At 72.2% G+C, this 13061-nt stretch carries 10 protein-coding genes; 6 read left to right on the top strand and 4 right to left on the bottom strand.

From position 1 onward, the window contains the following. Positions 1–20: 20 nt before the first annotated feature. Together murJ and AC0VY3_RS22020 are read right to left on the bottom strand one after the other, a co-directional pair. Complete coding sequence (gene murJ / locus AC0VY3_RS22025; RefSeq protein ID WP_475550391.1) at positions 21–1670, bottom strand: murein biosynthesis integral membrane protein MurJ; 1650 nt, start codon at positions 1668–1670, stop codon at positions 21–23. Beyond that, on the bottom strand, positions 1667–2869 hold the full coding sequence (locus AC0VY3_RS22020) for a lipid II:glycine glycyltransferase FemX (protein WP_103508668.1): 1203 nt from the start codon (positions 2867–2869) through the stop codon (positions 1667–1669). Before AC0VY3_RS22020 ends, murJ begins: the two co-directional genes overlap by 4 nt. Positions 2870–3166: 297 nt before the next feature. Between AC0VY3_RS22020 and AC0VY3_RS22015 the strand changes: the two genes are divergently transcribed. The 6 genes from AC0VY3_RS22015 (at position 3167) to AC0VY3_RS21990 (ending at position 10720) form a co-directional block, all read left to right on the top strand. Then, the gene (locus tag AC0VY3_RS22015) at positions 3167–4378 is read left to right on the top strand and encodes a L,D-transpeptidase (protein WP_103508669.1); all 1212 of its coding nucleotides are present in this window, start codon (positions 3167–3169) and stop codon (positions 4376–4378) included. A 513-nt stretch (positions 4379–4891) separates the two neighbouring features. Next, positions 4892–6370 (top strand): hypothetical protein, encoded by a 1479-nt coding sequence (locus AC0VY3_RS22010; RefSeq protein ID WP_475550390.1) that lies wholly within the window; start codon positions 4892–4894, stop codon positions 6368–6370. A 120-nt stretch (positions 6371–6490) separates the two neighbouring features. Further along, positions 6491–7759, top strand: a complete 1269-nt coding sequence (locus AC0VY3_RS22005; protein ID WP_475550389.1) for an AAA family ATPase — start codon at positions 6491–6493, stop codon at positions 7757–7759. A 2-nt stretch (positions 7760–7761) separates the two neighbouring features. Then, on the top strand, positions 7762–9006 hold the full coding sequence (locus tag AC0VY3_RS22000; RefSeq protein ID WP_475550388.1) for a vWA domain-containing protein: 1245 nt from the start codon (positions 7762–7764) through the stop codon (positions 9004–9006). A 145-nt stretch (positions 9007–9151) separates the two neighbouring features. Continuing rightward, on the top strand, positions 9152–9646 hold the full coding sequence (locus tag AC0VY3_RS21995; protein ID WP_475550387.1) for an RICIN domain-containing protein: 495 nt from the start codon (positions 9152–9154) through the stop codon (positions 9644–9646). A gap of 57 nt (positions 9647–9703) precedes the next feature. Continuing rightward, complete coding sequence (locus tag AC0VY3_RS21990) at positions 9704–10720, top strand: alpha/beta hydrolase (RefSeq protein WP_242737759.1); 1017 nt, start codon at positions 9704–9706, stop codon at positions 10718–10720. A gap of 112 nt (positions 10721–10832) precedes the next feature. Here the strand turns inward: AC0VY3_RS21990 and AC0VY3_RS21985 are convergent, their stop codons facing one another. Further along, positions 10833–11684, bottom strand: coding sequence for an N-formylglutamate amidohydrolase (locus tag AC0VY3_RS21985; protein ID WP_181010825.1), 852 nt, complete (start codon positions 11682–11684; stop codon positions 10833–10835). Between the two features lie 318 nt (positions 11685–12002). Next, a complete protein-coding gene (sph, locus tag AC0VY3_RS21980; RefSeq protein ID WP_103508675.1) occupies positions 12003–12983 on the bottom strand; it encodes a sphingomyelin phosphodiesterase in 981 nt (326 codons plus the stop codon). Positions 12984–13061: the final 78 nt, after the last annotated feature.

Below are 13061 nucleotides of genomic sequence, written 5' to 3'. Positions count from 1 at the left end.
CCTCGGTGGTGGTGGGCGGGTCAGGTCCGGAGCCGCCGACTGTGTACACGCGAAAGCAGCGCGTTCAGTTCGGCGAGTCGCAGCGGACGGGCGAGCAGGGCGAAGGCGAGGCCGACGGCGGCCGCGCCGGCGACGGCGGCGGCCAGGGCTCCCGCCCGTGCCGCCCCGAGGTACGCGAGGTGGCCGAACGCGACGGCGGGGACGGCGGCGAGCAGCAGGCGTACGTGAGCGGCCACGGGGGACGACCGGAGGGGCCGTACGACGTCGAGCCGGCGGCACAGCACCCTGCCGGTCAGTGCCCAGCCCGCGCACAGAGCCAGCGAGTAGGCCGCTGCCATGCCCGTGACGGCCCAGCGCGCCGGCAGCAGGTGCGCGGCGGCCAGGGACAGTCCCGCGTTGAGCGCGACGATCACCAGGTTGAGCAGGAACGGCGTGCGGGTGTCGGAGAGCGCGTAGAAGGCGCGGGACAGGACGTACTGGCCCGACAGGGCGATCAGCCCCGGAGCGAAGGCCATCAGGATCCCGGCCAGGGCGGCCGTGTCGGCAGAGCTGGTCCTGCCGTACCCGAAGACGAGGGACGTCACCGGCCCGGCGAGGGCGAGCAGCGCGCAGGCGGCCGGCACGACGGCGGTGGCGCAGACCCGCAGGGCGTGGGAGACATCGCGCCGCACACCGTCGAGGTCCCCGTCGGCCGCCGCCGCACTCATCCGCGGCAGGAGCGCCGTCACCACGGACACGGTGATGATGCCGTGCGGTACGACCCACAGGACGTAGGCGTTGTTGTAGGCGCCGAACCCTGGTCCGCCGTCGAGGCCGGCGCTCGTGGCGAGCCGGGTGGTGACCCAGTAGGCGGCCTGGTTCGCGAGGACCAGCAGCACCAGCCACCCGGCCGCCCGCAGGGGCCGGGTCAGGCCGCTGCCGCGCCAGTCGAAGCGGGGCCGCCAGCGGAAGCGGGTGGCGCGCAGGGCCGGGACGAGAGCGAGCGTCTGGACCGTGATACCGGCGGTCGTGCCCCAGCCGAGCAGGGCCGTCCCGGTCGGTGTGAGGGTGTCCCCGCCACCCAGGGACAGGGCCAGGTAGAGGCCGAAGACGGCGATGACGACGACGTTGTTCAGGACCGGCGTCCACATCATCGCGCCGAACCGGCCCCGTGCGTTGAGTATCTGTCCGAGCAGCGTGAACAGTCCCAGGAAGAAGATCTGGGGCAGGCAGTAGCGGGCCAGCGCGACGGTCATCGCCGACTGTCGGCCGGTGTAGTCGGTATAGACGTCGACGATGGCGGGGGCGGCCCACACCGCGGTCGCGGTGATGACCGACAGGGCGACGACGCAGACGGTGACGAGCCGGTCGGTGTACGCCACCCCCTCGTCGGGGTGCTCCTTCGCGGCCCGCACCAGCTCGGGCACGAAGACGGCGTTCAGCGCGCCGCCCAGCAGCAGCATGTAGACGATGGTGGGCAGGGCGTTGCCGACCGCGTAGCCGTCGGCGGTCGGCCCGATGGTGCCCAGGGCCGCCGCGACCACAGCGGACCGGGCGAAACCGGTGGCGCGGGCGACGACGGATCCGGCAGCCATGACCGCACTGCCGCGCGGAGCGGTGACCGTCGTCTTCGTATCCGGCGGGACCGCGGCGCCGGGGTCGGTGCGCGTCGTCGGTGACGTCTGCTTCATCGGCGGTTCAGGTAGGCCTGGAAGGCACGGTGAAGCGCATGGTTGGCGCTACCGCCCACTGACCTCTCCCATTCCCCCGACGTCTCGACGACCTGACCACCGGTGCCGAGCTTCCACCGCAGCAATCCGTACGCACGTTCGCCCGGATCGAGAGTGGAGGGTACACCGCGCATGTCGTAGATGTCCGCTCCGGTCGCGTGGGCGTCCAGCAGCATCCGCCACTGAAGGGCGTTGGAGGGCCGGACCTCGCGGCGGTGGTCGGCCGACGCGCCGGTCTGGTACCAGATCCGGCGGCCCACGGTGATCATCGTGTGGGCGGCCAGGATCTCGCCCCGGTGCCGGGCGAGGTACAGCTTCATGCGGCCCGGTTCCTCGGCGTTGAGGGCGGCGTACTGACGCTCGTAGTACGCGAGTGAGCGGCCGAGACGGAATCCGTCGCGACGCTCGGTGAGGGTGAGCAGGCGGCTGAACTCGGGCAGGTCCGCGGCACTGCCGACCACCACCTCCACGCCCTCCTTCCGGGCCCGGCGCACATTGCGACGCCACTCCTGGTTGAGCCCGGCCCACAAGTCGTCCGGGGTGCGTCCGGCGAGCGGTACCTGGAAGACGTGGCGGGGCTGGGCATCCCCGCCCTGGCCCGTCCCGTCGCCACCGCAGCGCCGCCAGCCCCTGACCCGCAGCCGGTCGGCGACGGCGGAGCCGAGGGGATCGACCTCGCTGGCCAGGATGTCGCCGAGGCGGCGGCCCGGGCCGGCGAGCGGCTTGAGCCGGGCGGCGTCCCAGCGCCGGTAGGCGGGTGACGGTCCGATGCGCACGGCGAAGACCCCCGCACGGCGCAGGTGTTCCAGCAGCGGATCGAGCCAGTCGTCGACGTCGGGGTCGCTCCAGTCGACGACGGGCCCTTCGGGGAGGTAGGCGAAGTACTTCCGCGTACCGGGGAACTGACGCAGCAGCACCAACGCCGCCCCTGTCAGCGCGCCCGCCCCCGGATCGGGCCCCCAGCCGAGCAGTCGGGAGTGCCAGCCCTCCTTGACGTCGGCCCAGGACGGGCACTGGAGGAAGCCGGGGCCGAGGGCCCGGCCTTCGGGGGACGCGAGAAAGGCGCGATAGGTCTTCGGGGGGATGGTTTCCAGGGCCGGGCCCCGGTTCCGTGCGCGGCGCACGGGGCTGGACGACGACGACACGAGCAGCGCTGACACGGTCTGGCCTCTCCTTCTCCCCGGACGCGGTCGCGGGAGGGATGGCCCCCTCGGATGTTCCGTGGGGGCGACTCCCCGGACGTTCCGTGGGGGCGGCTCCCCGGACGTTTCGCGGGGATGCAGAGGATGCTCACAGCGCTTCATGACCGCTCCGAGCGGCGAATGTGACCGGACCATGACCGTTCCTCGCCAGTCTCCGTCACATCGCACCAGGGCGTCTGAACTGGGGTTTTCCGGCTCTACAGTCGCAGCATCGCCGACTCGTCCGGCTCTCTCACGGCTCTCCCGGAGGTCCTGTTGTCCCGCTCGTCACGCATACCCGTACTGATCCACGCCCGCGTCCGCGCCGCCGTCGTGGCCGCTCTGGTGGCACCGCTCGCCGCCTGCTCGTCGAGCACCTCTTCCGGCCCCCCGGTCGTCGAGGCGACACCGAGCCCCGACGACCGGCCCGTCACCGTCTCCGTCACGCCGACGGGCAAGCAGGTCCCGGCCGGTGAGCCCGTACGGGTCACGGTCTCGGGCGGCCGTCTCAACTCGGTGGCCGTCACCGACGCCGAGGGCCACCGGCTCGCCGGCAAGGCCTCCGCCGACGGCCGGTCCTGGGTCTCCGACCGTAAGGCCGTCCCCGGTACGGCGTACGAGGTGACGGCCGCGACCCGGAGCGCGGGCGGAACCGCCCGGAGCGTCCGGTCCACCTTCACCACGGCGGCGGCCGGCACGGTCAACAAGGTCGACTGGCGACCGGGCACCGGCACCACCGTCGGCGTCGCCCAGCCCATCTCCCTGGTCTTCGACCATCCGGTCCAGAACCGGGCCGAGGTCGAGAAACAGCTCAAGGTCACCACCTCGAACGACACCGAGGGCTCGTGGGGCTGGATGCGCGACTGGTCGGGCCGGGACCGGGTGGACTGGCGGCCCAGGACGTACTGGAAGCCGGGGACCGAGGTCACGCTGAAGGCCGAGCTGAACGGCACCGACTCCGGAGCGGGCGGCGGCTGGTTCGTACGCGACTACACGACGGCCTTCACCGTCGGGGACCGCCAGATCGTCGAGGTCGACCTCGACCGCCACCGGCTCTCCCTCGTACGGGAGGGAAGGACGGTCCGCCGGATCCCGGTCTCCGGCGGCACGCCCGGCGGCGACAAACGGTCCTGGCGAGGGACCGCCGTGCTCATGGCCAAGGAGGGCACGATCAACATGAACTCCGAGACCGTGGGTCTCGCCGACGCCTACGACAAGATGGTCGATCACTCCATGCGGTTGACCTGGTCGGGAATGTACGCGCACGCCGCCCCTTGGAACGCCCGCCATCTCGGCAGGGCCAACCGGAGTTCCGGGTGCATCGGCATGAGCGACGCGGACGCGGCCTGGTTCTACGGGCAGGTGCGGCCGGGTGATCCGTTCGAGATCACCGGCAAGGACACCAAGGGCGTGGTCGCGCCCGGGAACGGATTCGGCGCATGGAACCTCTCGTGGACCGAGTGGCAGGGGATGAGCGCGTTGCGCTGAGACGAGTGCCGGTCAGGAACGAGAACCTGAACTGCCTTGCGGGCCGGGGCGGGTGCGAGGAACGCGCCGGGGTGAAGCCACCGGCGCGACATGTCTCGTCGGGACTCCAGTCCCATGAAGGCGCCTGACGGCATCCGCCTCGGCAACGCTGTCACCGCGCAAGCGGGCCGCGGGGATGCCGGGGCGATCGCCCGTGGTGACACGGTTCCCCCGGGTTGTGCGGATACGGTCGACGTGCAGGGGACCGACCACGACGTGGTCGGGCACGAGTCCGGCCGGTGGGAGTGTTCCAGGCCCACCGGGGGCGCGCGGCGCAGGATGAGCCGGCTTGTTCCGGTCAGCGGAGTGGCCCGTCAGCGCTGCTCAGGGGTGATGCCGATGGCCCGCCGACCTCCGAGCGCCGCTCCGTCGGAGAAAAAAGCTCTGGCAGATCCTGGTGACCGGAGTTAGGATCCCCGCGATGACTCACTCCATGAACAGATTGGGGGACCCGTCCGCGCAAGGTGAGTGCTGATGCTCACTTCGACCGCGGATCGGGATTTCCACCCGTCCTTCCCGCCTTCCCCCTTCTTCCCGTCGTTCTGGCCGCGTGTACGTGAGTTCGCCGTGCCGAGCGCGATGATCGAGACTGCGACCGCCCGCCGTGAGGCCGGGGACTGGGCAGGAGCGTGCGCCGCGGCAGGCGTCGACATCGATTTCCGCCTCCGTTCCGTGGCGCGCAGCCACGGCCGGGAGCTCGCCGCCCGGATCCGGGCGGACCTTCGCCGTCTGGCTCCCGACCTGCTGCGCTGGCATCTGCCGAGAATCGCCCCGCACGGGCTGCTGCGCCCGGGGCTGACGATCGCGCTGGCCCGCTACGACCCACCCGAGCGAGACGGGCCGAGCCCCTTGCACCTGGTCGTCCGGACCCCGCCCGCCTGGGCGGACGCCGGGCAGCGGATCAGCCTCGCGCTGTGGGACGGGTCGCACACCGAACCGGGCGCCCGCCGCCATCCTCACCCGCATCCCAACCGGCGCTACCGTCTCGATCTGCACCGCCATCTGTGGGATGCGCGCAGGGTCGATGAGTTGCGGATCCGATCGGGCGTTGACGGTTCGTCACCCCGGCATGTTTCCGGCGATGTTGACCCGGAGACGTGGCGGTTCGTGCCGACGGACCGTCGCTGCGCAGTCGAACGGTGGGCGGCGGAGGCGGCGATCCTGCTCCGGGCCGAGGGGCTGGGACCGGGCGGAACGGTGGGCGTGCGGCTGGGCGGTCGGCGGCGGCTTCTCCTGCACGTGGAGGCCGGGGAGGAAGGCGGGGGCGGAAATGCTGTCGCGCGGATCGCAGCCGTGACCCCGGACCCGGGTGCGTCCACCGCGCCGGTGCTGCCGGACGCGGCCACCTGGGTGCTGCCCGACCTCGATCTGCTCCGTGCCGGGGCGATCGAGGCCGGCCGGCTGCACCCGCTGGTCGCGCGGGCCCTCGTGCCCGATCTGCCGCCGCCGGATCCGGCGGCGGCAGATCGGGCGGCGGCTCGCTCGCGTAACGGCGAACCGGCCGGGGCGCCGCGCCTCGTGGAATGCCGGGGGGCCCAGCACCGGATCGGCCTGGTCGAAGGGGCGCTCGCTCCGCTGGACCACGACCCGGCCGAGATCCGCCGCGAGGAGCTGCTGGTCGCCCTGACCGGCACTCCGCTGCCCTGCCTCCAGGCCATCGACGAAGCGCACCGCCGGCCGGACTGTCTCACCGGGGTACGTGAACGTCTCGACCACGGGGACATCGCCGGTGCCCTGGCCGTAGTCGAGGGGCTGCTCGGGCCTGGAGCGGTGCTGAGGAGCGGACCACTGCGGGACGAGCTGGAGGCCGCCGCGCAACGGCGGATCACCTACGGGCTGTTCCGCGCCGACCTGCTCGGGCCCGGCCCCATCCGCCACCGCTCCGACGCTCGCCGCATCGTCGACCCCCGTCCGCGCCGGGCACGGCGCTCGCGCCCCACAGCCGTCCGCTGACCCTGGGTCCCGGGCCCGCGGACCCTCGCTCCCCGACCACACGTACCCGCACCCACACCCGTACGCAACCGTACGCACCCGTGCTCATTCGCCCTCCCGCATACCCTCAGGTGATCACCCATGTCTTTGAACAGCCCGTCCGCTCCCGTGCTCACGGACCCCACTCCTGCCTCCCAACTCGCCGTCGCCGACGCGCTGATGAGCCTGCTCCGCGACACCACCACCGAGCCGCGCCCCGACATCCAGCTGGAGGCGCTGACCCTGGCGGTCTCCGCCGATCTGCCCGTGCTGCTCTGGGGTGAGCCGGGGATCGGCAAGACCGCCGCCCTCACCCAGCTCGCCGCCTCCCTGGACCTGCCGCTCACCACGGTCATCGCCAGCGTGCACGAGCCGTCCGACTTCTCCGGGCTGCCCATCGTGGGCGACGATCCCGCCGAACAGGGGGTTCCGATGGCCCCGCCGGACTGGGCCGTCCGTCTCGTACGGGCCGGAAAGGGCCTGCTGTTCCTCGACGAGCTGTCCACCGCACCGCCCGCCGTGCAGGCCGCACTCCTCCGTCTCGTACTGGAGCGGCGCATCGGTGCCCTCCAACTCCCGCCCGGTGTAAGGATCGTCGCCGCCGCCAACCCGCGTTCCTCGGCGGCCGACGGCTGGGAGCTGAGCCCGCCGCTCGCCAACCGGTTCGTCCACCTCCAGTGGACCCACGACCACGAGGTCGTCGTACGCGGACTCGCCGGCACCTGGCCCCGCGCGACGCTGCCCCGTCTCGACCCCGAGAGGCTGCCCGAAGCCGTGGACTTCGCCCGGCGCGCGGTGTGCGGGCTGCTCTCCGCCCGGCCCACGCTCGTCCACCGGCTGCCCAGTACGGAGACACGCCGGGGCGGCCCGTGGCCCTCCCCGCGCAGCTGGGACATGACCCTGAGTCTGATCGCCTTCGCGACCGCCGCCGGGTACTCCAGGGAGGTGCTGTCCCTGCTGGTCAGGGGCACGGTGGGGGACGGCCCGGGGCTGGAGCTGCTGGCGAGCCTGGACCGGATGGACCTTCCCGACCCGGAGGACCTCCTCGCCGACCCGGAGGGGGCGGTGCTGCCCGATCGCGGCGATCTCCGCCAGGCCGCACTGGACGGGGTCGTCGCGGCGGTGCGCACCCGCCCGGACCGGGTCCGTTGGGACGCGGCATGGGCGCTGCTCGTCCGGGCACGGGAGACCGGCGCCCCGGACCTGGTGGTCGTCCCCGCGACGACACTCGCCGCGCTCCGCCAGGAGGACTGGGACGTACCGGCGGCCATCGAGCAGCTCGCGGGCGTCGTGTCCCTGTCCGGACGCGCGGACCGCGCGGCGGCCCGGGTCGCGGCGAAGGCGAAGTCCCCGGCGACGGTGGGACGGTGAGGATGACGACGACGGGAGCGCCGGGCGCGCTCGACCTGGACAAGCTCTTCGCCGCCCGACTACAGGCCGCCCGCGCCCGCCCCTATCTGGCGACCGCCCTGTTCGCCCTGCACGCCGTGGAGTCACGGCAGGTCCCGACGATGGCCGTCGACCGGTACTGGCGGTGCTACGTCTCGCCGTCCTTCGTGGCCCGGACCCCGGTGGAGGAGCTGGCCGGTGTCTGGGTCCACGAGGTGTCGCACCTGCTGCGCGACCACCACGGCCGCAGCGACCGGGTCGCCAGGCAGCGCGGGCTGACCGCGCCGGGCGACCGGCTGCGGATGAACATCGCCGCCGACTGCGAGATCAACGACGACGTGTACGGCGACGGTCTGGCCCGGCCGAAGGGCGCCGTCTACCCGTCGACGCTGCACCTGCAGTCCGGCGAGCTGATGGAGGACTACCTGTACCAGTTCCGCCTCGGATCGCGCACCCAGCACCTCGCCTGGCTGGACTGCGGAAGCGGCGCGGACGGGCTGGAGAGGGAATGGGAGCTGGGGCCCGACGGTGCCCACGGGCTCAGCCCGCACGAACAGGACGCGGTCCGTTTCCGGGTGGCGCAGGGCATCACGGGCCGGCCGGGAAACGCCTCGAAGGGCTGGAAGCGGTGGGCGGAGGAGGCGTTCCATCCTCCGCAGCCCTGGCGGGAGTTGCTGGGCGCGGCCGTACGCTCGGCCGCCTCGGGGCCGGGAGCGGGGGAGGACTACACCTACGGCCGCCCCTCGCGTCGCTCCACCGGGCTGCCCGGTGTCGTCCTGCCGAGCCTGCGCCGCAGACCGCCCCGGGTCTCGGTCGTCATCGACACCTCCGGCTCGGTCAGCGACGCCGAACTGGGCAGCGCCCTCCTCGAAGTCGCCGCCATCTCACGTGCGGTGGGCGGCCGCCGCGACCTCGTCACCGTCCTCGCCTGCGACGCGGCGACCCGGGTCGTCCACCCGCTCTGCCAGGCCGAGGGCATCCCGCTGGTGGGCGGAGGCGGAACGGATCTGCGTACGGGCTTCGCCAGGGCGCTGCGGGCACAGCCGCGGCCCGACGCGATCGTCGTCCTCACCGACGGCCAGACACCGTGGCCGTCCTCGCAACCTGCGTGCCGGACGGTCATCGGACTGTTTCCACGTGAGCGCAGGAGGCGTTCCCACGACGAGGAGAACCTCGACTACGTGCCGCCCGGACCGCCGCTGTGGGCGCGGGTGGTGGAGATCGGTTGAGGGCCGGCGCATCGGGGGCCTTCGCGCGCTGTCACTCCGGATCGTTCCGGATGCCGTGGCACGGGGGCCGGTGAATACATTGCGTACCAGCGGAACCTTCGGCATCGGGCGTTGGTTCGACCACGGGAAGGAAGCGTGCGTAGACGTGCGCAGTACGAGCAAAGTCTTTGCGGGCGGGGCTGTTGCCATCGCCGCCCTCGTGTCCCTCGTCCAGGCTCCCGCCGCCCTGGCAGCCGGCGCCCCGTCCTCGTCGGCCGGCGCCGCGGCTCCGGTGAGCCTGTACGACGCCCAGTCCTTCCGGAACCAGGCCACGGGCCGGTGCATCGACGACACCGACAACGGCTTCCGCACCTGGAGCTGCAACGGCAGCAACGCGCAGAAGTGGAACGTCATCTCCTGGAACGACGGCACGCGCCAACTGCGGAGCGTCAACACGGCCCGCTGCATGGAGGACACCGCCAACGGCTTCCGCACCGTGCAGACCTGCAACTCCAGCCCTGAGCAGAGCTGGTGGGTCAAGGTATGGAACGACGGCTCGATCCGGTTCCAGAACCAGGCCACCGGCCGGTGCATCGACGACAGCAGCCTGGGCTTCCGCACCTGGGCGTGCAATGACACCGCGTTTCAGAGCTGGTTCTGATACCGGTTCGACGAGCTGACCGACCCGCACCATGAACCCTCGCGACAGGAGATCACGTTGAACGACAAGCAGCCGCCCACCCGCAGGAACGTCCTCCGGGCCGTCGGAGGGGTCTCCGCGGCCATGGCCCTCGGTGGCGCGGGCGTCCTCGCGTCGGCGTCGTCGGCGACCGCGGCCACCCGGGGGGCCGCGGCCGGTGACGGCTTCGGACTGCGCATCGTCGACCGCATGGAGCACGACCCCCGCATGTGGTACTACCGCTTCGAGACCGCCGCGATCGGCTGGGCGCCCGCCGTCAACGTCCTGCTCCCCGACGGCTACCACGGAAGCGGGCGCACCTACCCGGTCCTCTATCTGCTCCACGGCGGCGAGGAGGACTTCATCTCCTGGGACCGCAGGGAGATCCGTGCGATCACCGCGGGCAAGCCGATCATCGTGGTGATGCCCGACGGCGGACGCGCGGGCTGGTACTCCAACCCGGTCAGCACCAACGTCGGCCCCCGCAACTGGGAGCACTTCCACATCGAGCAGCTGATCCCGTGGATCGACGCCAACTTCCGGACGTACGCCGAATTCGACGGCCGGGCCGTCTCCGGCTTCTCGATGGGCGGCTTCGGCGCCCTGAAGTACGCGGCCAAGTACTGGGGCCACTTCGCCTCGGTGAGCTCCCACTCCGGCCCGGCCAGCCTGCGCGGCCCCGTCGCCGGAGTCAACGGCGCGGTCACCCACTGGGCCAATGCCTCGTCCGCCGCCGTCGAACTGGGCGGCGGCACCATCTACGGCGCGCCGTTCTGGGACCAGGCGAGGGTCACCGCGGACAACCCGATCGAGCGGCTGGAGAGCTACCGGGGCAAGCGGATCTTCCTGGCCGCCGGCACCAGCCCCGACCCGGTCAACTGGTTCGACACGTTCAACGAGGTCGGCGTGCTGGAGACGCAGCGGGAGTTCCGCGGCTTCCTCGACCGCGCGGGCATCCACCACGAGTGGCGTGAGCGGGGAGGCGGCCACTATGTCGACCGCCGCATCTTCGAGGACGACCTCAACGGCATCATCGGCCGCCTTCGCAAGGCGTAGCGGCGGACAACGGCGCCCCGGTCCCAGCCCCGGCTCCTGCCTCGGCGCCGGGGCCGGGGCGCTCGCGCGCGTACGCAATCACGGGTGCACGAGCGCGCGGCGGCCGGAACGATCACACCGGCCCGACGAGCCCCACCAGCTCCGCCAGCGCCCCGGCCAGCATGTCGAGCCCCGGCCCCGCGTGGCCGCCCGGCTCACTCATGTACGTGTCGCGACGGATCTCGATCATCAGCGCGCTGACCCGGCGGTCCGTTCCGTAATGCCGGAGCGGAACGTACGTACCGGCGAACGGTGTGTCGTGCCCGATGCCGTCGTGGCCGACGCGACCGCCGAACGCCTTCTCCGCCGCCGCGAGGAGCCCGGGCGGGGTGTGGAACGGGTCGGTGCCCAGACAGACGGGTGGGCGGGGGCCCGTGCCGTGCAGTTCGTAGGGGAGGGGCGCGGTCGGGTACGAGTGGACGTCGATGATCACCGCGCGGCCCGCGGCGGCGAGGCGCGCCTCGACCGCCGCCGTCATCGCCTCGGCGTACGGGTGGAAGTACGCCTCCAGCAGCGGGCCCGGGTCCGTCCCCGGCGGGCGGAGCGGCTCGCGGTGGGTGGTGCGGGTGTAGACGGCGCCCATGCCGGCGGCGAGCATCTCCTCCCGCTCGTCCGGGAAGCGTTCCGGGTCGACGACCAGCCGGGAGAGGTTGTTGACGAAGCGCCACGGGGCGGACGGCGCGGCCCTCGCCGCCGCGGCGGCCAGTTCGGCGGTGTGGGCGTCGGTGATGTGGTCGAGCTCGCGTTCCAGGGCGGCACCGTCCAACGCGATGCCGGCGCGTACCTGGTGGGGGAGGTGGCGGGATCCGTGCGGTACGTGCAGGAGGACCGGTGAGTCGGCAGCTCCCGGGATGAGCGTGAACGGCTGCTGCGGATCTCTCACGGGTACTCCTTCGGTGTGCTTCGTCCGTTCCCGCACCAGCATCCCCGACCGCTCCGGAAGCCGTCGTGCGGCAGTGGCGCTTCGCGGACGCGTACGACTGCTTCGACGAGGCGTACACCGTCTTCGACGGCATCGGCCCCTGCGACGAAGGCGCGGCGGACGTACCGGGAGCGCGGGCGTGGCCCAGCGTGCCGCTTCGTCGCCGACAGGCACCCGTATCCACTGGGCCTGACCCTCGTTCATACCGGCCCTCTCGCGCTCCCGGACGCAAGCGCCGGCCACGATATGTCGGCAGGGTCCGGGCGATGTCGCCGTCCCCTTTGGCGCGGGGCGGAAGGGGACGGCGGCGTCATGGTGCGGTTACCGGCCGGAACCGATCACCGGGTAGTGGTCGGAGAGGTTCGTGTACGTGTAGCTGGTGCCCCAGCTGGACACCGTCCAGGGGGCGCTCTCCTCCTTGATCACATCGTTCTTCCAGCCCGACGGCTTGGCATGGCCCGCGCGGTGCAGGACATGGTCCAGGTCCTCGCGCGGGTCGTCGGGGTAGCGCTCGGAGGCGATGGAGTTGTCGCGGGTGTCGAAGGAGTACGGGTGGCCCGTCCGCGCGTCCGGTGCGGTGAGGCCGGCGTCGGCGAGGAACGAGGCGTACTCCGCCGAGTGCCCGTCGACGTTGAAGTCGCCCGCGACGACGACCTGTTCCGATGCCGGTATGTTCTTCGCGTCGAGGAACGCGTCCATCGCCTTGAACTGCCGGCTGCGCATCTGGGCGGCCTCGCCCGCCGAGCAGCCGGGGTCGGTGGACTGGGCGTGGGTGCCGACGACGTGGACCCGGGCGCCGTTGACGTTCAGCACCGTGTACGCGAAACCCTTGTTCGACCACCAGTCGGCGCCGCACGCGTCCTTGTAGACGTACTGCTCCTTGCGCACGATCGGCCACTTGCTCAGGATGGTGACGCCACCGTCCTCCGGCGTCGCCGCCGCGTACGAACCGCCCGTCGCGTCCCAGCCGCTCTTGCTCCGGCCGACCACCGGGGTCTGGTACGGGTACTGGGCGGCGGCGTTCCGCAGCAGCGCGTCGGAGGAGCTGTTGTCGAAGGCCTCCTGGATCACCACGACGTCGTTGCCCTGGAAGAACGAGGTCTTCGGGATCTCGGCCGCTCGGTGGTCCTGGCCCCAGTTGGGGTAGAGGTTCTTGCTGAAGAGGAACGCGTTGTACGAGAGCACCCGCAGCGCGGGGGTCTCGGCAGCCGCTGCCTGCGGTGTGCTCACGGCCAGGGTGACGGACGCGAGAGTGGCGGACAGGGCCACGCCGGTCAGACGGCGGAACGCGGTGTTCGGCACGGAATCTCCTGCGGGTAGGTGGGGGGCGTACCGGGTGCCACCCATCAAAGCAGCGGCAGTTACCCACGGGTAGACATC

The organism is Streptomyces sp. iso_384 (genome assembly GCF_056172905.1).
This window is presented reverse-complemented; position numbering and strand designations above follow the sequence as displayed.

Excerpts from the sequence above, each read along its gene's own strand:
- murJ (WP_475550391.1), bottom strand. The coding sequence starts at position 1,670 with ATGAAGCAGACGTCACCGACGACGCGCACCGACCCCGGCGCCGCGGTC.
- AC0VY3_RS22010 (WP_475550390.1), top strand. The coding sequence starts at position 4,892 with ATGCTCACTTCGACCGCGGATCGGGATTTCCACCCGTCCTTCCCGCCT.
- AC0VY3_RS22005 (WP_475550389.1), top strand. The coding sequence starts at position 6,491 with ATGTCTTTGAACAGCCCGTCCGCTCCCGTGCTCACGGACCCCACTCCT.
- AC0VY3_RS22000 (WP_475550388.1), top strand. The coding sequence starts at position 7,762 with ATGACGACGACGGGAGCGCCGGGCGCGCTCGACCTGGACAAGCTCTTC.
- AC0VY3_RS21985 (WP_181010825.1), bottom strand. The coding sequence starts at position 11,684 with ATGCTGGTGCGGGAACGGACGAAGCACACCGAAGGAGTACCCGTGAGA.